Origin of the sequence: Pseudonocardia yunnanensis (assembly GCF_039534065.1) — a bacterium.
GTDB lineage: Bacteria > Actinomycetota > Actinomycetes > Mycobacteriales > Pseudonocardiaceae > Pseudonocardia > Pseudonocardia yunnanensis.
Genome location: NZ_BAAAUS010000019.1, coordinates 146,188 through 169,730 on the forward strand (window position 1 = coordinate 146,188; position 23,543 = coordinate 169,730).

At 68.5% G+C, this 23,543-nt stretch carries 20 protein-coding genes; 7 read left to right on the top strand and 13 right to left on the bottom strand.

Going from position 1 to position 23,543, the window contains the following annotated elements; translation table 11 throughout:
* Positions 1–47: 47 nt before the first annotated feature.
* Entirely contained in the window at positions 48–1,118 is a 1,071-nt protein-coding gene (locus tag ABD743_RS18640) for an iron-siderophore ABC transporter substrate-binding protein (protein ID WP_344723367.1), read from the bottom strand.
* Between the two features lie 349 nt (positions 1,119–1,467).
* On the opposite strand from ABD743_RS18640, the gene ABD743_RS18645 reads away from it, so the two are divergent.
* The gene (locus ABD743_RS18645; protein ID WP_344723368.1) at positions 1,468–3,090 is read left to right on the top strand and encodes an ABC transporter substrate-binding protein; all 1,623 of its coding nucleotides are present in this window, start codon (positions 1,468–1,470) and stop codon (positions 3,088–3,090) included.
* A 21-nt stretch (positions 3,091–3,111) separates the two neighbouring features.
* Here the strand turns inward: ABD743_RS18645 and ABD743_RS18650 are convergent, their stop codons facing one another.
* The 7 genes from ABD743_RS18650 to ABD743_RS18680 all read right to left on the bottom strand — a co-directional run bounded on the left by ABD743_RS18650 (position 3,112) and on the right by ABD743_RS18680 (position 9,791).
* Positions 3,112–3,870: a DUF899 domain-containing protein gene (locus tag ABD743_RS18650; protein ID WP_344723369.1), complete on the bottom strand. Its 759-nt coding sequence runs from the start codon at positions 3,868–3,870 to the stop codon at positions 3,112–3,114.
* Between the two features lie 78 nt (positions 3,871–3,948).
* Entirely contained in the window at positions 3,949–4,332 is a 384-nt protein-coding gene (locus ABD743_RS18655) for an ArsR/SmtB family transcription factor (RefSeq protein ID WP_344723370.1), read from the bottom strand.
* Positions 4,322–4,753 carry an SRPBCC domain-containing protein gene (locus ABD743_RS18660; RefSeq protein WP_344723371.1) on the bottom strand — a complete coding sequence of 144 codons (432 nt, stop codon included), beginning with the start codon at positions 4,751–4,753 and terminating at the stop codon, positions 4,322–4,324. The genes ABD743_RS18655 and ABD743_RS18660 overlap by 11 nt, the downstream gene beginning before the upstream one ends.
* An 83-nt stretch (positions 4,754–4,836) precedes the next feature.
* The gene (locus ABD743_RS18665) at positions 4,837–6,012 is read right to left on the bottom strand and encodes an oxidoreductase (protein WP_344723372.1); all 1,176 of its coding nucleotides are present in this window, start codon (positions 6,010–6,012) and stop codon (positions 4,837–4,839) included.
* The gene (locus ABD743_RS18670) at positions 6,009–7,175 is read right to left on the bottom strand and encodes an acyl-CoA dehydrogenase family protein (RefSeq protein WP_344723373.1); all 1,167 of its coding nucleotides are present in this window, start codon (positions 7,173–7,175) and stop codon (positions 6,009–6,011) included. The genes ABD743_RS18665 and ABD743_RS18670 overlap by 4 nt, the downstream gene beginning before the upstream one ends.
* Positions 7,176–7,216: 41 nt before the next feature.
* Positions 7,217–8,824, bottom strand: a complete 1,608-nt coding sequence (locus tag ABD743_RS18675; RefSeq protein WP_344723374.1) for an ABC transporter substrate-binding protein — start codon at positions 8,822–8,824, stop codon at positions 7,217–7,219.
* An 85-nt stretch (positions 8,825–8,909) separates the two neighbouring features.
* The gene (locus tag ABD743_RS18680) at positions 8,910–9,791 is read right to left on the bottom strand and encodes an AraC family transcriptional regulator (RefSeq protein ID WP_344723375.1); all 882 of its coding nucleotides are present in this window, start codon (positions 9,789–9,791) and stop codon (positions 8,910–8,912) included.
* A gap of 381 nt (positions 9,792–10,172) precedes the next feature.
* Between ABD743_RS18680 and ABD743_RS18685 the strand changes: the two genes are divergently transcribed.
* The 6 genes from ABD743_RS18685 (at position 10,173) to ABD743_RS18710 (ending at position 19,690) form a co-directional block, all read left to right on the top strand.
* Complete coding sequence (locus ABD743_RS18685; protein ID WP_344723376.1) at positions 10,173–10,967, top strand: alpha/beta fold hydrolase; 795 nt, start codon at positions 10,173–10,175, stop codon at positions 10,965–10,967.
* A 24-nt stretch (positions 10,968–10,991) separates the two neighbouring features.
* Positions 10,992–12,179, top strand: coding sequence for an LLM class flavin-dependent oxidoreductase (locus ABD743_RS18690; RefSeq protein ID WP_344723377.1), 1,188 nt, complete (start codon positions 10,992–10,994; stop codon positions 12,177–12,179).
* 1,192 nt (positions 12,180–13,371) lie between these two features.
* Complete coding sequence (locus ABD743_RS18695; protein ID WP_344723378.1) at positions 13,372–14,721, top strand: Rieske 2Fe-2S domain-containing protein; 1,350 nt, start codon at positions 13,372–13,374, stop codon at positions 14,719–14,721.
* 239 nt (positions 14,722–14,960) lie between these two features.
* The gene (locus tag ABD743_RS18700; protein WP_344723379.1) at positions 14,961–16,583 is read left to right on the top strand and encodes an ABC transporter substrate-binding protein; all 1,623 of its coding nucleotides are present in this window, start codon (positions 14,961–14,963) and stop codon (positions 16,581–16,583) included.
* A 135-nt stretch (positions 16,584–16,718) separates the two neighbouring features.
* Positions 16,719–18,341 carry an ABC transporter substrate-binding protein gene (locus tag ABD743_RS18705; RefSeq protein ID WP_344723380.1) on the top strand — a complete coding sequence of 541 codons (1,623 nt, stop codon included), beginning with the start codon at positions 16,719–16,721 and terminating at the stop codon, positions 18,339–18,341.
* A 176-nt stretch (positions 18,342–18,517) separates the two neighbouring features.
* A complete protein-coding gene (locus ABD743_RS18710) occupies positions 18,518–19,690 on the top strand; it encodes an acyl-CoA dehydrogenase family protein (protein ID WP_344723381.1) in 1,173 nt (390 codons plus the stop codon).
* A gap of 18 nt (positions 19,691–19,708) precedes the next feature.
* Here ABD743_RS18710 and ABD743_RS18715 read toward each other — a convergent pair whose 3' ends face one another.
* From ABD743_RS18715 to ABD743_RS18735, 5 genes are all read right to left on the bottom strand, one after another.
* Positions 19,709–20,638 (bottom strand): SDR family NAD(P)-dependent oxidoreductase, encoded by a 930-nt coding sequence (locus tag ABD743_RS18715; protein WP_344723382.1) that lies wholly within the window; start codon positions 20,636–20,638, stop codon positions 19,709–19,711.
* Positions 20,639–20,703: 65 nt separating this feature from the next.
* Entirely contained in the window at positions 20,704–21,561 is an 858-nt protein-coding gene (locus ABD743_RS18720; RefSeq protein ID WP_344723383.1) for an IclR family transcriptional regulator, read from the bottom strand.
* Positions 21,558–21,800 (bottom strand): hypothetical protein, encoded by a 243-nt coding sequence (locus ABD743_RS18725; protein WP_344723384.1) that lies wholly within the window; start codon positions 21,798–21,800, stop codon positions 21,558–21,560. Before ABD743_RS18725 ends, ABD743_RS18720 begins: the two co-directional genes overlap by 4 nt.
* Positions 21,797–22,867, bottom strand: a complete 1,071-nt coding sequence (locus tag ABD743_RS18730; RefSeq protein ID WP_344723385.1) for a hypothetical protein — start codon at positions 22,865–22,867, stop codon at positions 21,797–21,799. Before ABD743_RS18730 ends, ABD743_RS18725 begins: the two co-directional genes overlap by 4 nt.
* The gene (locus tag ABD743_RS18735; RefSeq protein WP_344723386.1) at positions 22,864–23,412 is read right to left on the bottom strand and encodes a UGSC family (seleno)protein; all 549 of its coding nucleotides are present in this window, start codon (positions 23,410–23,412) and stop codon (positions 22,864–22,866) included. Before ABD743_RS18735 ends, ABD743_RS18730 begins: the two co-directional genes overlap by 4 nt.
* Positions 23,413–23,543 lie beyond the last annotated feature (131 nt).

A 23,543-nucleotide genomic window follows, 5' to 3' on the forward strand; every position in this document is an offset into this window, starting at 1 on the left:
ATCCGGTGTCCGGGTCGGGCTCTCCTCGTCAGGTCGCTGACGACGTGTCAGCCGGCAGCGGTGAGCAGCGGCTCCGTGGGAACGACGGTGGCCGGGTTCTTGTCCGCGGCTGCGGCGAGCGCGGGCACGAAGTTGTCCAGGGTGTAGGGCAGGCTCAGCGGGCTGTCGTAGGCGAGCGCGGCGGCCCAGACGCCGTTCAGCTCGTTGAGGAAGACCGCCCGCCCCTCCTTCACGTTGGCGAGGTCGCCGTAGAGCGGTTCGGCCGCTACCGCCTCCGCCGGGTCGGCCGTGCTCCCGACGATCACCGCGACGTCGGTGTCGAACATCCGATAGTTCTCCTTGCTGATCCCGACGAAGTACGCCTCCTCCGGTGTGGCGAGGCCGTCGATCGCCGCGGGGATCGTGAACCCGAGCGACGTCATGAATCGGCCGCGCTGATCGGTGGAGGTGTACGCGCCCGGCTCGCCGCCGAGGCCGCCGTAGATGACGCTCTGGCCGGAGAACTCCGGGTGCGCGGCCTTGGCCGCCGCGATCTTGCCGTTGAGGTCCGTCGCCAGCGCGGCGGCCTTGGCCGACTGCCCCAGCGCGGCGCCCGTCTGGGTGAGCTGTTGCTCCCAGGACAGGGCGTAGTCCTCGGTGTCCACGGGCGCGGTGACGGTCGGCGCGATCTTCGACAGCTTGTCGTACACCGATGGGTCGGAGGCGGCGTAGATGGACAGGATCAGGTCCGGCTGCAACGCGGCGACCGCCTCGATGTTCACCGAGTCGATCGAGGCGACGACCTTCGGTGCCGAGGTGCCCACCGCTTCCTTCGCCCACGGCCCGATCCCGCCGGCGACCTCGGGGTACCACTCGGCGACCCCGACGGGCTGGACGCCGAGCGCAAGGGCGAAGTCCTGGTCGCGCAGGCCGACGGTGACGACCCTCTGCGGCGCGGCGGGGATCACCGCTGTGCCCATCTTTCCGGTCACGGTGACGGGGAACGAGTCGGTGGCGGACCCGCCGGGCGCGGCCGGCGCGCTCGGTGCGGCGGGTTGAGCCGGGGCGCCTCCGCAGGCGGCTGTCAGCGCGACCAGCGCCAGCACGGCCGCGGCGGCTCGCAGGACTCTCGAGTTCACGGTGCTGTCCCTCTCACGGCGATTCCTCCGGTTATGGCGTGATCAGGAGGACCTTAGCGGAGGTTAGGCTTGCCTCACATATCAGCCCGGAAACGATCACGCCGGCACTGCACGCAATGACAAGTTCCGGTGCACGTGGTGGCCAGCTTGGGGTCGCACGTCGTGCTTGGCTGGGCCGTCCGCGGCATCAGCGCGGGTGCAGGGGCCATGACGTCTATCCGGCGGCTGGTAATGGACTCGGCACTGTGAGAGCCCTTTGTCCTGAATTTCCATGTATCGATGATTCGTCCACCAAAGCCGGTGGGCGAATTACGTAGGGTGAAGTGGGTCGATGAACACACATCGGAGTGTGCGGACGAGGCCTCGCCGGAGCCTGGCGGTCCTGGGCGTCCTGCTCGTGCTGGCGCTGGTCGCCACGGCGTGCGGGTCCGATCTCGGTACCCAGGTGACCAGCGCGGCCGGGCTCGACACGTCGAAGCCGTTCGGCGGAGATCCGGCCACGGAGGGCACGCCACAGCGGGGCGGCACGCTGATCGTCGGGATGTACACCGAGGCGAGGTCCTTCGACCCGACGATCGGGTCCAACCTCATGGCGTCGGCGATCTACGACTCGCTCCTCAAGATGGACAGCAAGGGTGTGCCACAGCCTCTGCTGGCCGAGTCGATGACCACGCCGGACGAGGGCACCACATGGGTGCTGAAGCTCCGACCGGGGGTGACGTTCCAGGACGGCACACCGCTCGACGCCGATGCGGTGATCTTCAATGTCGCGAGGCAGCGGGACATCCCGACCGCCCTCGGGCACCTCTACACCGAACCCATCGACACGATGACCGCCACCGACAACCTGACGGTCACGTTCACGCTGAAGCGCCCGACCGGCTCCTTCCCCGTCTCGTTCGCGCTGCCGTTCTCCTCGGGGAACCTCGGCACGATCGCATCGCCTGCCGCCGTGCAGAAGTGGGGCGACGACTACGGGCGCCATCCCGTCGGCGCCGGTCCGTTCTCCTTCGTGGATTGGATCCCGAACAACAAGATCACGGTGAAGCGGTTCGACAACTACTGGGACAAGGGCAAGCCCTATCTCGACGGGATCGAGTTCCGGCCGCTGCCCGACACCGACAGCCGTTACGTGTCGGTGGTCAACGGGGACATCGACCTCGACATCGGTGGCTTCTTCAGCGAGGTCTCACGGTCGTCGGCGAACAAGGATCTCGTGACGTACTACGGCGCCGGCGGCGACGGTCAGTTCCTCTACTTCAACCTGACCAAGGCGCCGCTCGACGACCGCAACGTCCGGGAAGCCCTCATCAGGGCGATCGACCCGAAGGCGCTCAACGCCACCCAGTACGACAACGCCGGCCAGCTCGCGTCCACGGCCTTCGCCGAGGGCGACCAGTACTACAGCCAGAAGGCGGCCGACAGCTACCCGAAGTTCGACGTCGAGAAGGCTAAACAGCTGATCGCCGACTACAAGGCGTCGGGTGGGAACCCGGACTTCACCTTCAACACCGGCAACTCGCCGGACGACCATCAGATGGCCCAGTTCCTGCAGGCGCAGTGGGCGGCGATCGGGGTGAACGTCACCCTGCAGTTCGACGACATCTCGACGTTCATCGGGCCGGTCGTCCAGGGCACCCAGTTCGGCACCGCGACCTGGATCAGCGGGCCCTACGAGAACCCGTTCCCGTTCATGTTCAACCAGTTCTACACCGGCGGCATCAACAACTACGGCAAGTACTCCAACCCGCAGGTCGACGCCGCGCTCGACGAGGCCAAGAGCTCAACCGATCCGGCGGTGCAGGTCGCCGCCTACCAGAAGGTGCAGGAGCTCATCAACACCGACCTGCCGGTGTTGTGGCTCTCCCGTGCCGCGAAGGCCGCGATCGCACAGCCGGACGTGAAGGGTGTCTCGCGCTATCTGTCCAGCGAGCTCTTCTGGGCGGGCACCTGGAAGTCGACGACGCCCTGATGCCCTCGTAGCTCCACACGATCAGCAGCAGCCGGCCGGTCCTCGGTCTTCCGGGGGCCGGCCGGTGGTGGCGCCGGCCGCGGCGACCTTGGCCAGCCATTCCTGCGACAGCGCGGCATCGCCGTAGTCGTCGTGCCAGTTCCACCACTCGTACGGCGGCGTCTGGGGGTAGCCCTCGGGTGAGTCCTCCCACTCCTCCTGGCGTCCGAGTGCGGTGATGTCGAGGTAACTCCAGGTTCCGCCCATGGCCTCGTCGCCACGGTTGTTGATGAAGTAGGTGCGGAACACGCTGTCGCCGTCGCGGATGAACGCATTCGTGCCGTGCCATTGGTCCACACCGAAGTCGGCGTCGAACTCGTCGGTCATCGTGTACCAGGGCATCGACCAGCCCATCCGCGCCTTCACACGCGCGATGTCCGGCTGTGGCGCGCGCGAGACGAAGGCGAGGGTGGTGTCACGGGCGTTCAGGTGGGCGACGTGAGCGACCTGATCGGCCACGATGGAACAACCGCGGCACGCGTGGTCGGGCCAGCCGTACACGTCGGGCTCGAGGAATGCGCGGTAGACGATCAGCTGGCGACGGCCCTCGAACAGGTCGAGCAGGCTCGCCGTGCCCTCGGGCCCGACGAACTCGTAGTTCTTCTCCACCGCCAGCCATGGCATCCGCCGGCGCTCCGCGGCCAGTGCGTCGCGGGCGCGGGTGACCTCCTTCTCCTTCACGAGCAGCTGCTGGCGCGCTGCCTCCCACTCCCGCGGCGTGACGATCGGGGGTGTCTTCATGGCGAGTCCACCTTTCAGTCCAGGGCCGCGCTCGTGCGCTGACCGGTATTACCGTTTTGTACCGCCATGAACGCATGGTCACTCACGATGACCTCGGCTTTCGTCGAATGAGGTGGTGGCGGGCCCGGGCGCGGACCGGTCGAGGTGGTCCTTCAGCGCACCGAGCGGGCCGTCCCAGTCGCGGGCCAGCGCGGCAAGGAACTGCTGCGCCACTTGCATCGGCGCGGAGCGCAGCCGGTAGCGCACCCGGCGCCGCTCGCCCGGTTCGGCCGTCACCAGGCCGACCTCGGTCAGCAGCGCCAGATGCTTGGCGATCGCCTGCCGTGTGATCGGCAGGCGATCCGCCAGGTCAGTGGCGGTCGCCGGACCCCCCGAAGCCAGCGCGGCCAGGATGGCGCGCCGGCTCGGGTCGGCCAGGGCGATGAAGACCTGCTCGGCGATCGCCTCGACGTCAGGCGGCATCGAGGTAGTCGACGAGGTCGCCCAGCTCGCTCGCCCAGCCCTGGGTGTTGCCGTCGAAGGCCTTGCGGTGGGTGTCTTCCGGCAACTGGGCGAACCCGGATTCGACCACGGTCAGCCGCGTGCCCGCGCCGGCCGGTTCGAGCGTGAACTCGACGTAGGTCCGACGCGGATCCTCATCGGGCAGACCGAAGATGTGCCAGGTGAAGCCGAACACCGTCGGCTCCTCGACCCGTTCGACCCGCATGTCGGCGGTGTGGCCGCCGGTGAACGACATCCGGGCCGATCCACCCGGACGCAGGTCGATCGTCGCCTCGTTGCCGAACCAGGTGCCCAGCCCCTCGGCCGTGGTGAGCGCGGCCCACACCGTGGCCGGCGGGTGCGCGACCTCCACGGTCCGCTCGATGCGATCAGGAAAACCCATGGCAACCTCCAGTGAGTAGCAACCGAACAGTTGCGACACTATAGCAACTGAAGAGTTGCGTCAACGGGCTGCCGGAGAGCTGGTCAGGGCTCGGCCTGCGACCGGACGTCGGCACGGACGAACGGCCGGATGTCCGAGAACCGTCCCTCGCGGACCTTGTGCACCCACTCGGCATCGGCGATCTGCCCGCGTCCGACGGACATGAGGTCGAACTCGCCCGCCGTGAAGCGGCGCAGCAGTTCGGCGAGCCCGGCCCGTCCGGTGGAGCTCGCCTCCTTCTGCGTGCGCAGGCTCTCCATGACGTCGAGGTCGTAGCCGACGCTGCCGACCCCGACCACCACGGCGTCGGTGAGCTTCTTCGTCCAGCCCGCGATGCCGAGGTCGGAGCCGGGCCATTCCGGGATCCAGAACCGGCGGGCCGAGGCATGGAACATGTCCACGCCCGCGTCGCGCAGGATGCCCAGCATCAACTCCAGCTCACCGGGCGTCTCGGCGATGCGCGCGCCGTAGTCGATCTCCTTCCATTGCGAGAACCGCAATGAGATCGGGAAGTCGGGCCCGACGGCGTCGCGGATCGCCGCGACGATCTCGGCGGGGAACCGCACGCGGTCGCGGATGTCGGGCCCGCCGTATCCGTCGGTGCGCTGGTTGGTGCCGGCCCAGAGGAACTGGTCGAGCAGGTAGCCGTGGCAGGCGTGCACCTCGACGCCGGACGCGCCGATCTCCTTCGTGATGCGGGCGCCGCGCACGAACGCGTCCTTGATCTCCTCCAGCTCCCGGCCCGTCGCGGCGCGCCCCCTCGGCACGTCCGGGTGCTCGAGCCCGGACGGGCTGAGCGTCGGGTACGCGGAGAGGGGCCCGTTCCCGCCCTCGGAGCGGCACGCGCCCTCGTGGAAGAGCTGGACGAACATGTGCCCACCCGCCGAGCGGACCCGCCGCACGCCGTCGGCCCAGGCATCGCGGGTGGCCTCGGAGATCCACCCGTAGTGCGGCACCTGGGTGGCCGTCGGGTGGTCGACGGCGCAGGCCTCGGTGATCACGAGTGCGCTGCCGCCGAGGACCCGGCGCCGGTAGTACTCGATGAGCTGGGGCATCGGCTCGCCGTTCTCGCACCACTTGCGTTGCATCGCGGGCAGGACGAAGCGGTTGGCCAATGTCATTCCGCGGACGGTGACCGGCGTGAACATGGGGGAGAAGTCCAGGTCCCCGTGGTCGTCGCCGAACGGGACGGTGCTGGTGTCGCAGCTCGCCGTGCTCACGAGCGCTCCGCCGCGATTTCGGCGATCCGGGCCCGGCCGGCGACCTCGTAGTTCTCGTCGGAGATGTAGACGTGCTGCATCGCTGCGGTCAGGTTGCGCAGGTGGCGCTGCATCGGGTTCTTCAGCGAGAGCGCGCGCCCGCCCCCGTACCGGAAGATCCGCGAGACCACATCGAGGCATTCCTCGACGATCAGCGTGTGCTGGGCCCGCAGCCGAGAGACCAGCACGTGCGGGGCGTCGGCGCCGGTGCGGGCGATGTCCCAGGCCTGCGCGACGGCGTCGCGGTAGAGCAGCTGCATCGCGCGGACCCGGCTCTCCGCCACGCTGATGTCCTTCTGGAACGCGAGTCGCTCGGCGAGTGCCGATCCGCCGGGCCCACGCGCGGTGCCGGCGGCCATCTCGTACATGTCGTCGACGGCCCGGCGGGCGATGCCGACGGCGACGGGACTCAGCTCGTTGGCGAGGAAGAGCAGCTGCGGCTGCCGGAAGAGCAACCCGCCCCGCATCGGCGCGGCTCCGAACCAGCGGCAGATGCGCGCCGCCGGGACGTGGACGTCGGCGAGCGAGAAGTCGTGGCTCCCCGTGCCCTGCAGGCCGGCGACGTGCCAGGTGTCGTGCACCGTGGCCTCGCTCTTGGGCACCACGGCGAGCACGAGTTCGTCGGTGCCGTCGATGCGGCAGCCACCGACCAGCCACGACGAGTGGAGGATGCCGCTCGAGAAGCTCCAGCGACCGGACACCCGGAAGCCGTCGCCGTCCGCTGTCGCCGACCCGCGCGGCGTGAACTGGCCCGCCATGATCGGCAGCGGGTCGTCGGTGAAGATCTCGGCGATCCCCTCGTCGGCCAGCCAGGCGGCGATGCAGCCGGTGGTGCCGTTGCCGATCATCGCCGCCCAGCCCGCCGAGGCGTCGTAGTAGGCGATCTCCTCCAGGACGTCGCAGAACGAGATCGGGTCGAGCTCGCTCCCCCCGAGCTCGGTAGGGGTCTTGAGCCAGAACAGGCCGAGATCGCGCATCATCGCGACGATGTCCGCGGGGAGCGTGCGCTCCTGCTCGGCGGGCAGGGCCGCTGCCTCGAAGGCCGGACGCTGCAGGCGGACGGCGGCCATCAGCGCGGCGGTCCGGCCGCCCGCATCCGTGGCGGGCACAAGTGTGTGGGTCATCGTCGAACTCCCGTGTCGGCGCCCGCCCGGGCCGACCGCGGTCACCGGTCGAGCCACAGCGTGGCGAAGTACATGTCGCGGAACAGGTAGCGGACGACGCCCTTCACGTCGTTGCGGGTGATCGTCGAGACGAAGCCGCGGCTGAGCCAGCAGAACACCAGGTCCTCGTTGACGATCTTCTCGACCTCGCGGTAGTCGGCTTGCCGCTGCGTCTCGTCGACGGTGCCGGCGGCCTGGTCGAGCAGCTCGTCGACCTTCGGGTTGTTGTACTTGCCGTAGTTCTGGTTGCCGGTGGAGCTGAGCAGCCGCACCGCGCCCGGGTACGGGTTGTCGAACGACCCGACCGTGGTCGACAGATCGAAGTCGCCGCTCTGTACCACCTGCGAGGCGTACTGCGCCAGGTCGTAGACCTCGACCTTCACGGTGATCCCGACTGCGGCCATCTGTGCCTGGATGAACGCGGCGAAGTCGAGCCAGGTGTTGACCGTCTTGAGGACGAAGTCGGGGTTGCCCCCGGACGCCCGGTACTCGTCGACGAGCTGTTTCGCCCGCGCGGGGTCGTGCGTCGGCCACAGCGTCGACGCCGCGTCGTCGTGGTACGGGCTGTCCGCGGTGAACAGGCTGTCGGCCGGCACGATCTGGTTGCTGTAGTGGACCGCGGAGAGCGCTTTGAGATCGATCGCGCGGACCACGGCCTCCCGCATGCGCCTGTCGTCGAACGGCGGGCGGTTGAAGTTGAAGTACAGGAGCTCGCCCCCGTTCTGCTCGCCGTAGTAGACGCTCAGGTTCTCGTCCTGCACGGCGCGCACGAGCTCCTCGTTGAACGCGCCGTAAATGATGTCGACGTCGCCGTTCTGGATGGAGGCGTAACGGCTCTCGGTGTCCGACAGCGGCCGGAACTCGAGCTTGTCGAGATACGGCAGGCCCTTCTGCCAGTAGTTCGGGTTGCGCTCCAGCACGATGCGCGAGTCGCGGATCCACTCGACGAACCTGAACGGTCCCGCGCCGACGGGGTGGGCGCCGATGTCCGCCCCGTACTTCTGCAACGCGGCGGGAGAGATGATCACACCGAGGGACCCGGTGCTGATGGGCTGGGCGAACATCAGCGGGAACACCCCGAAGGGTTCTGTGAGCGTGATCTCCAGGGTGAGCGGGTCGACGACACGCATCGCCGCGATGCGGATGGCCAGTGCGTGCGCGGGCGAGGTGACCTTGTCGATGTGGCGTTGGATGTTGATGCGCACGGCCTCGGCGTCGAGCGGGGTGCCGTCGGTGAACATGACGCCCTCGCGCAGCCCGAGTCTCCACGTCAGACCGCCGTCCGGGGTGTCCATGGACTCGGCCATGTACGGCTCGGCGACGCCTTGCGGGTTGACCTTCAGCAGGGTGTCGTAGACCGCGAACGCGGCGGAGTTGGTGTTTTGGACCGTCGTGTCGAAGCTGACCGCTTCGCGGTCCATGCCGATGAGGGCGGTGCCTCCCCTCTTCGGCGTGCCCTCGGTGGCCGGGTCACCGCCGTAGGGATTGGTGGATCTGATGGTGGGGTGGGTGGTCTCGGCCGTCGGCGGCGCGCCGCACGCGGTGAGCACGAGTGCGGCCGCGGCCAGCAGGGCACCACACCACCGGAGAGCCGATGGCAACCGCAACATCGCAACTCCTCGTCGAGTTCGAGTGCACAGCCGTCCGGTTATCGGACAGGCGTCCGGCGCGTCGGGACGAACAATGTGCGACAGGTCAGCGTCGAAGCGTCTCGGACGGCGACTCCCCGAACCGTCGTCGGTAGGCGGCCGCGAATCGACCCGCGTGAGTGAATCCATTGCGCAGTGCGACTCCGGTGACGGTCGTCCGCCCGTTCGGTGCCGCACCGAGCAGCTCGTCATGCGCGCGCTCCAGCCGGTGGCGTCGGACATAGGCCATCGGTGAGGCGCCGAGCTGCTGCTGGAACGCCGTGTACAGCGAGCGTTCGCTCACCCCCGCCACATCGGCCAGGTCGGCCACCGTGAGCGGCGTCTCCCATGTTGAGTGGACCAGTTCGAGAACCCGTTCGACGGTCCGCGACGACGGCAGCGGCGACGGGCTCAGCATCGCGTCCATGTAGTTGTGCTGCTGTCCGAACAGCAGCGCCGACAGGATGCTGTGTTCGAGCTCAGCGGCTACGATCGGCGGCGGCACGTCGGGTGCGTACCTCGCGAGTACCCGCCGGGCGGTTGCGACGGCGCCGGCGATGCCCCGCCCGTCTCCGTCGAGGTCCACGGTGGACTCGAATCGCAGCGGCTCGTCCAGCGGGCGCTGCAGGATCCGCTCGAGGTATCGCTCCACTCGCGCCTTCGGCACCGCAACCATCAGGGCGCGGACGCCGGCGGGCCTGCGCATCCGCACGCCGTGCTCGTAGGTGAGGATCGCGGCGCGCGAGCCGCCTACCCGGGTGCTGTGACCGTTGCTGTGGGTGAAGACCGACTCGCCGCCGGAGTGGAAGCTGATGGTCACCCATGGGATCGGCGGAACACAGACGATCTCGATCGGCGGGCCGTAGCTCGTGGCCATCAGACTGAAGCCGTCCAGAGCCGAATACGCCACGCGGGCGCGAAAGGGCGCCTGCCCGGCGAGCACGGTCATCTGGTGATCGCACCGAAGCAGTTCTTCGGTGCGAATTTCAACCTCGCCCGGGTTCGAGGAGCAGAAACCCTGGGCACTGCCGATTTGATAGTCGGTTTCGTCGGGGAATTGCGCCGTTGTCATCATCGACTCCGGAACTGCGCTATGGAACCGCCTGGCGGACGATTGTCCGCTATATTCCCAGCATGGCTTGCGGGTGGGGTGAAGTCAAGGGGTCGGTAGGCGCTCGGTGCAGGAACTGGCTACAACTCGCGCGGGAATGGGATCGCCGACGACCACGCGGCCTCCATAGCCTCGAAGTGCCGGGAACCGACGACCAGCACGGCGGGAGCCTCCGCCGTGGCGGCGTGGGCACACAGTTCATCCCCACCGGGAGGATGCATGTCCAGAGCCCTCCAGCCCGCCGCGGTCGCGGCCCAACGCGTGCCGATGGGCAGCGGCTCGATCAGTCTCTTCCGAGCAGGCGAGGGCCGGCCGACCCTGTTCCTGCACGCCGCAGGCGGGACGGGGGAGTGGTCGCCCTTCCACCAACTCCTCAGCGAAAGCGCGGACGTCATCGCGCCGGATCACCCCGGGTTCGGAGCATCGGATGATCTCGCCGAGCTCACGACGGTCGACGACCTCGTCTACCACTACCTCGACCTGCTCGATCACCTCGACCTCGACCAGGTTGACCTGGTCGGTGCGTCCTTCGGAGGGTGGCTCGCAGCAGAGCTCGCCGTGCACTCGCCCGAGCGCGTCCGTCGACTCGTGCTCCTGGGACCTGTTGGTCTGCGCATTCCGCAAGCGCCGGTCGCCGATCTGTTCATCATGACGCCTGAGCAACTCGTCCCGGCGCTCTTCCATGATCCGGTGCTCGTCGCCGCCGCTCTCGGGGCCGAGCCGACGGTCGAGCAGGTCATGCAGAGCTACCGCGACCTGGGCGCGCTCGCCCGGTTCGCGTGGAGGCCGTTTCTCAACAATCCGAAGCTGGAGCGCCGCCTGAAGCGAGTGAGCGCACCGACCCGGATCGTCGCCGCCGCGGAGGACCGGATCGTTCCGCGCCTGCACTGCGAGCGCTACGCGGCTGCGATCCCCGACGCCGAACTCGTCGTCGTCCCCGACTGTGGGCACGCGCTCCACGGTGAACGGCCGGCAGAGATCGCCGCGGCCGTGACCACCTTCATTGTTGACTGAATAATCTATTTCAAGGATTGTGACATGAAATTCAACTTCTTCCATCTCATGCCCTATCCCTATCTGCCGGACGACTTCGACGATGTTGCGAAGTACCCGTCGCCGTCGCTGACGTTCTCCAACGGGCACTTCGATCCGGCGAAGGGCGTGGAGCTCTACCACCGTTACCTCGACGAGTTGGAGTACGCCGACCAACTCGGCTACGACGGCGTTGTGGTGAATGAGCACCACCAGTCCGCCTACGGCATGATGCCCTCCCCGAACATCATGGCCGCGGCCCTTTCGCGCAGAACCAGCCGGTCGAGGATCTTGGTGCTCGGCAATGCGCTCCCGATCCGGGGAAACCCGCTGCGGGTGGCCGAGGAGATCGCGATGCTCGACCACCTCACCAACGGCCGGCTGGTGTCCGGGTTCGTTCGAGGTATCGGCTGGGAGCACTTCGCGCACAGCGTCAGCCCGGCCGAGTCCCGGTCCCGGTTCAACGAGGCCCACGACCTGATCAAGAAGGCGTGGACCACGGAAGGCCCCTTCGAGTGGATCGGCGAGCACTACGAGTACCGCTATGTGAACGTGTGGCCGCGACCCCTGCAGTCCCCGCACCCGCCGATCGCGGTTCCGGGAGCGGGTAGCCCGGAGACGATGCGCTGGGTCGCCGAGAACCGGTACATGTACGTCTCGGTCTACGCCCCGACCAGCGTGGTCAAGACGTGGTTCGACGGCTACCGCAAGGCGGCGGCCGACCTCGGCTACGAGCCCGACCCGGAGAACATCGCCCTGGCCATCCCGGTGTTCGTGGGCGAGACCGACGCCTCTGCTCATCGCGAGGCGAAGCAGCACGTCGAATGGTTGTTCAAACGAGGACTCCGGCAGAGCAGCCCGCTGGTCTTCCCGCCGGGGTACATGTCCCCGCAGGCCCTTCGCGGCCTGCTGAGGTCGCGCACGGGCTCCTACGGCGACACGAGCTTCGAGGATCTCGTGGAGCAGGGGCTCGTCATCGTGGGTGGACCCGAGTCCGTTCGCAACCGCATCGAGGAGTTCCGCGAGGAGCTCGGATTCGGCCAGATGATGGTCCTGCTGGCCATCGGCGACATGTCCCCCGAGCTCACCCGGCGAAACACCGAGATCTTCGCCAGTGAGGTCATTCCCCACTTCCGCAAGGCGGCAGCGGCGCAGCCCGAGGCTCCCGCCCTCGCGCAGACACCGGTTATCTGACCGGTCCCCGCGGCCGTGGTGACGATCGACGGGAACCGGTCCCGGGTCGTGCAGGTCAGCTGATCGCCCGCGGTGCCGACCTCTGACGATGATCAACGTTTGGGGCCACACACCTGCGCCCAGCACGGTCGCCCGGCCGGACTCGCCGATCATGGATTGCACGGGGGCCGTACCCCGGCGAGCGTCGGCTGGGTGTCCGCGGTGATCGTCATTTGGGTCCACACAGCCGTGTGTGGCCCGGTTGTGGGTCCCCGTATGACGATCATGATCTGGCACCGGGCCCGCTACCCACCGAGGCAAGGGCGGCCCCTCCCGGTCCTGGCGGTGATCAACGATTGGGGCCTCACAACCGCGCCCGGCCCGGTTGCCGGTCCCAAGCTGTCGATCATGGACGGCACGGAGGCCGTCCGGCGGCGGGTACCGCCTTGCCGTCAGCGTTGATCATCATTTGGGGTCGCACGGCCGTGTGTGGCCCGGTTGTGGGTCCCCGGATGCCGATCATGATGGTCACTGAGCCAGCCGCCCACCGAGGCGGCGCCGGTCGGCTCCCGGCGGTGCTCAAGGGCCACACGCCCACGCCCAGCACGGTTGCCGGGTCCGACCTGCCGATCACGAGCGGAGGCCAGGCCGGCTTCCCGGTGAGCAGGCGCCGCCGACCAGCTCTGTCGTTTCTGGCCTCGCAGCCGCGTCAGGCCCCGCGGCCAGCCACCCGCTGAGCGGTTCGACCGCGTCGACCACGGCTGCGGCGCTGCTCGCCGTACGCCGCCGCGGGGTCTGACCGGGGCTTGCGGCGGCCCCCGGCGTCCGGTCGCTCCCCGTCCGCCGGACTCGCCAGTTGATCATCTCGGTGACGAGATTGTTAACAATCTGGTTGCCACTCCGGGCGTCCGAGAGTTATGGTTCTGATCACACATTCGGGTGGCCTGGGCGGCGCACGAATGGGTCTCGCGGCGAGAGGGGTCGACCGCGAGGGTCCCGGGTGCGTATTGCCTGGTCGGCATGGGGCGGGACCGAAACACGACGATGTCGGGGTGACTGATTCGTGATGCCGGGGGATGAGCAACGACCGGGGCCGGTTCGTTGGTGCTGTGTCGGCATTCTCCCCCGACGGCTGCGACGAGCTAAATCGAGACCGGCAACCTGGTTGCTGCCGGTCGATCGAGCGGCCTGAGAAGCCGGAAAGAGGAGGACAATGCTGTCAACCGAGGACAATGAGCTGTTGACCAGGGTGGGGCCCGGAACCCCGATGGGCGAGCTGCTGCGCCGTTACTGGACGCCGGCGCTCCTGGTCAACGAGGCGCCCACGCCCGACGGTGACCCGGTGCGGGTCCGGCTGCTGGGCGAGAACCTCGTGGCGTTCCGCGACACCAACGGCCGCCTCGGCCTGGTGGGGGAGAACTGCCCGCACCGTGGCGCGTCGCTCTACTTCGGACGCAACGAGGAGTGCGGGCTGCGCTGCCCGTACCACGGGTGGAAGTTCGACGCCGACGGCGCGTGCGTCGACATGCCCAGTGAGCCGCCGACCAGCGTGTTCAAGGACAAGGTGACGCTCAAGTCCTACCCGACGCACGAGTCGGGCGGGATCGTGTGGACCTACATGGGCCCACCGGACAAGATCACTCCGTTCCGGGATTTCGGCACCGAGGCACTCGCGCCGGAGCACGTCGCCGCCTCGAAGATGCACACGACGTGCAACTGGGTGCAGGCGATGGAGGGCAACCTCGACACCTCGCACGTCTCCTGGCTGCACCAGTTCGACGGTGTCGAGCAGATTCCCGACGACGGCAGCGACAAGCCCGGCTACCCGTCCAATGCGATGTCCTGGAAGTTCTGGCGCCACGACCGCGCGCCGCGCCTGGAGGTCGAGGACACCTGGTACGGCTTCAAGTACGCCGGGATCCGCACCACCCCCAACGGGTTCACCCACGTCCGGATGACCGCGTTCTGCTACCCGTACAACACCGCCGTCGCGACCGTTCCGTTCGGTGTCCGGCTGGGCATGTTCGTGCCGATCGACGACGAGAACTGCTGGCGCTACAGCTTCACCACCCGCGTGATCGACAACTCCCGGGGTGTGGGCGGGGCGAACCTGTTCGCGGTGGCCCCGTTCAAGCTGGCCCGCGCGGAGGTCAACGGCAACGGCATCGTCCCGCGTGAGTACACCGCCGAGAACGACTACGGCATCGACCGCGACGAACAGCGCACCCTCACCTACTCCGGCGTCGCCGAGTTCGCCAGCCAGGACCTGATGGTGACCGAGTCGATGGGTCCGATCTACGACCGCACCCAGGAGCGCCTGGGCACCTCGGACAGGGCGATCATCCGGATGCGCCGGCTGCTGATCGCGGCAGCCAAGGACGTGCAGGCGGGCGGCGAAGCGCCTGCCACCTCCGACGAGCACGACTACCGCGAGGTCCGTTCGGCGGAGAAGATCCTCGAGCCGGGCGAGGACTGGCGGGTTCTCGGCACCAACGACGACCCACTGGTGCAGGAGATGGACACCGATTGGGCAGCCGACCGCCAACCCGTCGCGGGTTCCTGATCGCATTCGTCACGTCGGGACCAGTGCGGGTCCCGGCAGCTATCTGCAATGCACGGACGCGCTGCGTCCACCGATGATCACTCGGCCGGGCAGGGCCTGCACGCACCCGCTTCTCGGGCTGCGGGCAGGTCCGCGCCGCGGTCCCGGGCGGCTGTCGCCGTGCCTGCTTGTTCCTTCCGAATTCCCGGAACGGACGGCACGGCGACCAGTCGCTCGAACTCAATGGGGAGTTGAGTACGATGCGGTTGCAGAATTTCACCTCGAGAATCGTCGCGGTTCTCGCGACGGTCATGGTCGGCGCACTGATGGTTTCTTGCGGCGCGGCGGAAAGCGCGCCGCCGACCACGGGTTCCTCGGTCCGGACGATCAACCCGTACGGTGGTGATCCGGCCACGGAGGGCACTCCGAAGAGGGGCGGCACCCTACTTCTGGGAATGGACCGGGAGATCGTCAGTTTCGATCCGACCGTCCAGAACGCGAACCAGGCGGCGTCCGCCATCTACGACTACCTCCTGAAGCTCGGTCCCGAAGGCACGATCGAGCCCTACCTCGCCAAGTCGATGGAGTCGTCCGACAACGGATTGACCTGGAAGATGACGCTCACCCCGGGCGTCACCTTCTCCGACGGCACCCCGTTCGACGCTAACGCGGTGATCATCAACACGCAGCGCCACATCGACAAGGTGTCCTCGCCCGGCCACCAGCTCACCGAGCGGATCAAGTCCATGCGGGCGGTCGACGCCACGACGGTGGAGTTCGACCTCACCGAGCCGACGGGCGATTTCGCCAGCGGGTTCGCGCAGCCGTTCGGAACCGGCAGCCTCGCGTTCGTGGTCTCGCCCGCAGCGCTGGAGAAGTACGGGGACCAGATCGGCAACAACCCGGTCGGGGCCGGTCCCTTCACGTTCGTCAGCTGGGTGCGCGACAGCAGGCTGGTGATGGCGCGCAACCCGAACTACTGGCAGCAGGGCATGCCGTACCTCGACGGGATGGAGTTCCGCCCGCTGCCGGACACCGAGTCGCGCTGGGCGTCGATCGTGAACGGTGACGTCGACCTGATCTTCGGTGGCTACATCACCGAGCTCTCGCGGGGAATGGCCGACCCGAATCTCACGACCTACTACGGTTCGGCCAACGGGGCCGAGTGGGTGTACTTCAACTTCGCCAGGGCTCCGTTCGACGACCGCCGGATGCGTGAGGCGATCATTCGGGCGATCAATGTGAATGCGCTGAGCGTGAGCCAGTACGACAACCAGCTGCAACCGGCGAAGAGCGTGTTCGGTGAGAGCAGCGAGTATCACAGCCAGGCCGCCTCGGACGCGTGGCCGGCATTCGACCTGGAGAAGGCGAAGGCGCTCGTCGAGGAGTACCGCGCGTCGGGCGGCAACCCGAACTTCACCTTCAAGACGTCGAACGCTCCCAACCGGGTTGCGTTCGGCGAGTTCATCCAGGCGCAGATGGCCGCGATCGGCATCACCGTCGATCTGAAGTTCTACGACCTGGCCCAGTTCTCCTCGGCGGTCGTCCAGAGCAACGACTTCCAGTTGACCAGCTGGGTGGGCGGTCCCTGGGAGTCGCCGTATCCGTCGACGATGCGACTGTTCAGTACCGACGGCCCCGGCAACTACGGCCGCTATTCCAACCCCGAGATGGACAAGCTGCTGAACCAGGCGCTGAGCACCAGCGACAAGGCAGAGCGAACGCGGCTCTACCAACAGATCGAACTGCTGGCCAACCAGGACCTGATCGTGGGTTGGTACAGCCGTGGATACCTGTCGACGATCGCGAAACCGGACGTCAAGGGTGTCGTCCGATACGTCTCGCGCGACATGTTCTACGCAACGACGTGGCTGGATCGCTGAGCGAATCCGGTCTGAACTGCAGAACACCGCCCGCACCGGCGCCGGCCACGACGACGTTCGAGGCCGGCGCCGGCGAGGACCGACTTGTCGCGAGAAATGCCGGTCAGGGCGGGCGTCGATCCGGAGGAGCACGCAGTGATTCGAATTCCACGACGCTATCGGCGCGCGCTGGTCGCGTTCGTGACGGCCATCGGCCTGGCCGCGCTGACGGCCTCCTGCGGCGCGGTGCAGGCCCAGGGCAACGCTGCCGCTGTCCAGACCCTCAGAGCGGTGAGTCCCTACGGTGGTGACCGTGCGGCCGAAGGCGAACCGCAGCGCGGCGGGACGCTGCGGGTCGGGATGGACCGCGATGCGGTCAGCTTCGACCCCGTGGTCCAGAACGCCAACCAGGCCGCGTCCGTGGTCTACGACTCGTTGATGAGGCTGACGCCGGACGGCAGGACCGAGCCCTTCGTGGCGAAGTCCATGGAGAGCCCCGACAACGGCCTCACCTGGCGGATGGGGCTGCGTCCCGGGGTGAAGTTCCAGGACGGCACCGATCTCGACGCGAACGCCGTGGTGCTCAACGTGCAGCGGCACATCGACACCGTCGCGTCGCCCGCGCACCGGTTCGCCGAGCGGATCAGTTCGATGCGGGTGGTCGATCCACTGACGGTGGAGTTCGTCCTCGGAGAGCCGATGGGCGAGTTCCCGACGGTCTTCGCACTGAGCTACTCCTCCGGAACGCTCGGGATGATCGTGTCGCCGACGGCCCTGCAGAAGTACGGCGACGCCATCGGCACCCATCCGGTCGGCGTCGGCCCGTTCACACTCGTCGACTGGGTCAGGGACTCCCGCATCACGTTCACCCGCAACGAGAACTACTGGCAGGAGGGGATGCCGTATCTCGACGGCATCGAGTTCCGGCCGCTTCCCGACACGGAGACCAGGTTCGCGTCGATGAAGAACGGCGATGTGGACTTCATCTACGGCGGCTACTACCAGGAGCTGAGCCGCGCACTCGCGGATCCGAACCTCAAGGTGTACTACGGGCCGGGTTCCGGCGGGGAGCGTCTTCAGTTCAACCACGTCAGGGCGCCGTTCGACGACCGTCGCATGCGCGAGGCCATCATCCGAGCCATCGATCTGAAGGCGCTCTCGGCGAGTCAGTACGGCAACCAGATGATCGCTGCGGACAGTCTTTTCGACGCCAGTAGCCCGTACCACACGCAGGCTGCCTCGGATGCCTGGCCGGCGTACGACCTGGAGAAGGCCAAGCAGCTCGTCGAGGCCTACCGGGCCGACGGGGGGAATCCCGACTTCACCTTCAAGACCTCCAACAGCCGCACCTCGTTCGCGGAGTTCGTCCAGGCGCAGATGGCGGCGATAGGCGTCAAGGTGGACATCCAGCTGTACGACCTCGCGCAGTTCTCCTCGGCCGTCATGCAGAGCGGCGACTTCCAGCTCACGACCTATCTCGGTTCGATCGACACGCCTTACCCGGCGGTCGCCAACCTCCTGCGCAGCGGCGGCAGCGGGAACTACGGCAAGTACTCGAACCCCGAGGTGGACCAGCTGCTCGACGACGCGATGCTCACGACCGACGAGGCGCAGCGCACGAAGGACTACCAGCAGGTGGAGCTGTTGTCCGCCCGCGACCTCGCCGTCGGGTGGTACAGCCGGAACTACTCGTCCAACATCACCCGAGCCGCGGTCAACGGCGTCTACCGCTACATGACAGCGGGCACCTGGTTCGAGGGGGTGTGGATCAAGCAGTAGACCGACCATTGTTCACATTCCGCTCGCGGCTTTCGCGTCATCGTGCTGGTACCGGCAGTGCTACCTTGACGGGATGGTCATAGGAGGGTCTTCACGGGGGCCATTCAGGGCGTCGGCCGGATTATCGAATTCTGTCCGATTGGCTCGGCTCCACCGCATGAATCCCGAATTGTGCAATGGCGAAAGCTGACGGCGGCCCGGCATTGGATGGTCCCGCCATCCGTGCGAGAGCCGGCGAGATCGGGCCACTGTTGCGGGAGTCCGCGTCCGAGGTGGAGGCCGCTCGCCGCCTGACCGCACCGGTCGTCGACGCACTTCGGTCCACCGGGGTGTTCCGGATGTCGATGCCTGAGGCGTGGGGCGGGCCCGAGCTGGACATCTGCACGCAGATCGAGATCATCGAGACGCTGTCGCGAGCGGATGCGTCGGTTGGCTGGTGCGCGATGATCGGCTCCGACAGCGGCTACTTCAGTGGCTTCCTCGACGACGCAACCGCCCGGTCGCTCTACCCCGACCTGGATGCGATCACGGCCGGCTGGGTCGTTCCGGCGGGCACTCTCGAGGTGTGCGACGGCGGCTACCGGCTGTCGGGCCGATGGTCGTTCGGCAGCGGCTCGACGCATGCCGACGTCATCCTGGGCGGTGCTCGCGTCACCGAGAAGGGGTCACCTCGAACGTCGGCCGACGGCGTGTCGGAACAGCGGATAGCGATGCTGCCGGCGGCACAATGGCAGGTGCTGGATACCTGGAACCCGGGCGGCCTGGCCGGAAGCGGCAGCCACGACTACACGATCACCGACACGTTCGTGCCCGCCGAGAACACCTGGGTGTACGGCCAGAACCATCGGTCCGGCACCCTCTACGCCTGGCGCGGGATGTTCGTGGTCAACTTCGTGGGCGTGCCGCTGGGTGTCGCCCTCGAAGCCTGCGACGTGGCCACCGGCATTATCGCGGGCAAGGTGTCGATGCCCGAGATGATCCCGGCCAGGGACGAACCCCGCGTCCGGGCCGGGATCGCCCGGGCCCGAGCCATGGTCGGCGCGGCTCGCAGCTACGCGTACGACACTGCCGCCACCTTGTGGGCCACGCTCGAAGCAGGCGACGAGCCGTCCTTCGAACTGCGAGGTCAGCTCGCGGGCTGTTTCGTGCACACGGTGACGACATGCCGTACTGCGGTGCAACTGCTGGTGGACACGGTCGGCACCGCGGCCATTCAGAAAGGGTGCCCGCTGGAACGCCAACTGCGCGATCTGAACACCCTGGTCCAACACATTCTGGGTCAGACGCGAATCTGGGAGATGGCCGGCGGGCTGTACTTCGGTGAAGAGCCACCCCTCCTCGCGTTGTGAGGTCCTGCCTGCGCGTTATTACGTCGGCTCCCGGTCCAGCTCGCCTGTCACGTCGAGCGGGATCACCGGCGAAGGTCCGGCGAGGTCGGCGGCGGGGCCGGGGAAGTAGGCGAAGTTCTTCGCCCGTGCGCCACCATCGACCACGAAGTCGCAGCCGGTGATGAGGCGCGCGTAATCCGAGGAGAGCCACGCCACGCAGTGCCCGATGTCCGTGGGAGTGCCGGTGCTGCCCATCGGGGCCATCGGGGGCCGCTCGCCCGTCCACCGTGAGGGCCTGCGCCACTCCTCGTCGCCCGTGGCGCCGCCGATGCCGGTGCGGGGCCGGTCGAGCACACCGCCCGCGCCGCGCTCGGCGATCAGCGTGGGGTTGTCCGGGGTCGGGGCAGTGGGCGTGTAGCTGTTCACACGGATCCCGTACGGCGCGAGGTCCATCGCCGCGGCCCGGACGAAGTTGTTCACCCCGCCCTTGTGGAAGGCATAGGCGATCACGCCTGCGGACCCGGACCAGCCGTTCGACGAGGAGATCGCGACGATCGAGCCGCGGATGCCGCGCTCGGCCATGTGCCGCCCGACGTACTTGGTGTTGAGGAAGTTGCCCATCGCCGCCACCTGCACGGCGCGGGAGAAGAACTCCGCGCTCTCGTCGAGCACGCCCTTGCCACCGAGCAGCGCGGCGTTGTTGACCAGGATGTCGATCTGTCCGAGCTCGTCGATCACCCGCTGCACGTAAGCGATCACCTGCTGCTCGTCGGTGACGTCGCCCGGCACCGCGATCGCCCGGCCGCCGTTGCACTCGATCCGGTCCACGCAGGCCTTCGCTGCGGCGGGATCGATGTCGTTGCAGGCCACCGTCGCGCCGTAGCGGGCGAGGGCCAATGCGATTCCGCTGCCGATGTTGGGGCCTGCCCCGGTGACGAGGGCGACCTTGCCCTCCAGCGAGATCTCCACGTGTGCTCCCGTCTCGTGCGGTGTCGAACGTCGGTCAGGGGGGCGGCCGCGCGCAGCACCCGCGATCAGAAGGGCGCCACCGGCCGGCGCCCCCCGCGGAGCCTGCGGCTGCGTTGGGCGCTCGGGGCACCGAGGGCACGGGAGACTCCGCGGGCCGCGGCCACCACCGCCGGCACGAGGCGGCGCGCGTCGGCACTGCTCCCGGCCAGCACGACGGTGAGGGACGCGGTGACGGTGTCGGTCTCGTCCCTGACCGGCGCGGCGACGGACACCGCCGACAGCGACATGTGGCCCTCGGAGATGGCGTGCCCGCACCGGCGGATGCGGTCCAGCTCTGCGCGCAGCACCGTCGGATCGACCAGCGTCCGCGAGGTGTAGCGGCGCAGCGGGCCTGCGAACACCTGCTCCTGCAGTGCCGGCTCCGCGTAGGCGAGCAGCACCAGACCGGAGCTGGACGCGTGTAGCGAGCGGCGCCTGCCGAGGAAGGACAGCACCGGTATCGCCCGCGGCGCGGAGAGCCGCTCCACGAACACCATCTCGTCGCCGTCGCGCACGGCGAGCAGGACGTTCTCCCGTGTCGCCAGGAAGAGGTCCTCGAGGAACGGGAACGCGGTCTCACGCATGCCGAGCGCCCGCGGGGCGAGCGCGGCGGTCTCCCACAGCCGCAGGCCCACGTGATAGCGGCCCGCCGCCGTGCGTTCCAGTATGCCCGCCGCCGTCAGCTCGCCGATCATGCGGTGGGTGGTGGTGAGCGGCAGCCCGGAGCGCTTGCTCAGCTCGGTGAGGGTCAGCTCGTCGTGCTGCGGGTCGAAGGACTCCAGCAGGAGCAGCAACCGTCGCAATGGCGAGTCGCGCAACGCGTCCCGCGGCACATCCTTCGCATCACGGCCCGGGCCGGCGCCTCCGGGACCACGACCTGTCACGGTCGCGCTCCGGGGTCGTCGCCGGGGTAGACCAGCCCGATCGCCTCCTCCGGCACGCCGAGCGCGCCGTGCAGGATGCTGCGCATGATCGGCTTGGGCACCAGGCAGTCGGCGCACGCCTCGGGCCCTGCGGTGATCCGCACCTGGACCCCGGTGTCGTCCTGGTGCATCTCCATGGCGTAGTCGTCGGCGGCGAGGGTGGCGCGTAGTCCGGCGAGGGCGGTTTCGTCGATCGTCACGAGGTCGGTCCTCCCATGCGGACCCGGTCGACCGGATGTGCCGTGCGTGACCAGCCCCCGAACCCGAAAGGCCGCACGACCATCGACATCGCGGCGTTGCGCGCCCCGGCCACGACGACGAGCAGCTGCTCGGGCGCGGCGAGCATGTGTAGTCCGTGTGCGTCGATGCCCGGGCCCTCCATGCGGCCGAGGCCCTTGCCCGCACGCTCCAGGTCCGCGTGGCTGCGCACCGCGTGCTCGTACATCCACTGCTGCACGTCGGCCTTGGTGTAGCCGGCGCCGGCCAGCAACTGGGCGTGCTCCACCCCGAGGACGAGGCCCGCCGAGGAGTGCCGCCCGATCGCCGCTCCGGTGCGCGAGACCGTGTCGCACAGGTCCCACAGCACCTCCTCGGCGACCGTGGTGTGCCGGTTGTCCACGAACTCGCAGGTGCGCAGGAGCAGCGCCGTCACCGCGTCCGCACCTGCCGGCAGTCCCAGCTCAACCGCGAGCGACTCCCAGGGGCTCTCCTCCTCGTTCTCCCCGATGCACAGCGACCACCGCCCGGGCACGCCCTGCGTGGCCTGCTCCAGCTCCTGCGGGCGGACCCCCAGGACGTTGCGCACGATGAGGCCGACCGCCCTGGCGATCGTGGCGTTGGCCCGGAATCCGGGACCGAGCACCCCGCCGGCACAGTTGATCCCGAGCTCGCCCCGGACCGGGCCGTTGACGATGATCAGCGGCGCCGGCCCGCTCGTGCTCTGCCACGCTCCTCCGGTGACGACCCGCTCGCCCATCAGCGCGTCCCACGCGGCGAGGACGACCGGGAAGTGGACCGGTAGACAGCCGGCCATGGCTGCGTTCACCGCCGCCTGCTCCACCGTGCAGGCGCGGTCGAGGTTCGGCATCGCGGCGACGATCTCGGTGCGGGCCCGGGGCGTGGCGGCCAGGAACTCCTCCACCACCTCCGCCGTCACCGGAACGACCGGCAGTCCGTCGGTCCAGCCCTGCTCGTACGCGTGCTCGACGAAGCGTCGGGCGTAGTCGAGCCGTTCGGTGTCCTGCTCGAGCGCCGAGTCGAGAGTCACGCCGCCGCCGCGCCGTCCGTCGTCAGCGTCCCGACGATCTCCGGCAGGGCTAGCCGTGCCCGCTCGCGGACACCGTCGGCGTCGAGCGGGGCGACCGGGTGCGCGGTGGTGATGTAGCCATAGCCGGGGCTGCCCTGCAGCCGCGCCATCGCGTCGGCACTCACGGTGAACGCGTCGCTGCAGATCACGACGGCCGGCACTCCTGCAGCCTCGAGCGCCAACCCGTCGGCGACGGCGGAGGCGCTGCACGAGCCGCAGTCACCGACCCCGACAACGACCACGTCGCACGCCGCGACGAGCTCGGCCAGCGTGTCGGCGGGCACCGGGTCGGTGATGCTGAGCTTGCGGCGGCGCACCACGTCCGCCGTCCCGTGCTCGGCGGCGAGCAGGTCGGCGACCGCGTCCAGGAACTGCTCGGCGTTGCGCTTGGTGTTGGCCAGCAGCCCGACCGTGCGTCCGTGCAAATCGGCGGGGCGGGGCGCGAGCGCGGTGGCGCCGCCGGACAGGGTTGCACCTGCCGTGGGGTCGATGAGGGCTTCGAACAACGTGGGTCCCTCCCGTCGCCGCGGCGCACATGGGGCTGCCGCACGGTGTGAGTGGCGGGTGCCGGATCCGCAATCAGCGTCCGGCTTCCGGGTGCCGGCGGCGGGGCCCTGCACCGTCGGTCCGGATCGAC

Bases quoted from the DNA above. Each gene is read 5' to 3' on its own strand.
- ABD743_RS18650 (WP_344723369.1), bottom strand. From the start codon at position 3,870: ATGAAGACACCCCCGATCGTCACGCCGCGGGAGTGGGAGGCAGCGCGC.
- ABD743_RS18655 (WP_344723370.1), bottom strand. From the start codon at position 4,332: ATGCCGCCTGACGTCGAGGCGATCGCCGAGCAGGTCTTCATCGCCCTG.
- ABD743_RS18660 (WP_344723371.1), bottom strand. From the start codon at position 4,753: ATGGGTTTTCCTGATCGCATCGAGCGGACCGTGGAGGTCGCGCACCCG.
- ABD743_RS18670 (WP_344723373.1), bottom strand. From the start codon at position 7,175: ATGACCCACACACTTGTGCCCGCCACGGATGCGGGCGGCCGGACCGCC.
- ABD743_RS18675 (WP_344723374.1), bottom strand. From the start codon at position 8,824: ATGTTGCGGTTGCCATCGGCTCTCCGGTGGTGTGGTGCCCTGCTGGCC.
- ABD743_RS18680 (WP_344723375.1), bottom strand. From the start codon at position 9,791: ATGACCGTGCTCGCCGGGCAGGCGCCCTTTCGCGCCCGCGTGGCGTAT.
- ABD743_RS18685 (WP_344723376.1), top strand. From the start codon at position 10,173: ATGTCCAGAGCCCTCCAGCCCGCCGCGGTCGCGGCCCAACGCGTGCCG.
- ABD743_RS18690 (WP_344723377.1), top strand. From the start codon at position 10,992: ATGAAATTCAACTTCTTCCATCTCATGCCCTATCCCTATCTGCCGGAC.
- ABD743_RS18695 (WP_344723378.1), top strand. From the start codon at position 13,372: ATGCTGTCAACCGAGGACAATGAGCTGTTGACCAGGGTGGGGCCCGGA.
- ABD743_RS18700 (WP_344723379.1), top strand. From the start codon at position 14,961: ATGCGGTTGCAGAATTTCACCTCGAGAATCGTCGCGGTTCTCGCGACG.
- ABD743_RS18710 (WP_344723381.1), top strand. From the start codon at position 18,518: ATGGCGAAAGCTGACGGCGGCCCGGCATTGGATGGTCCCGCCATCCGT.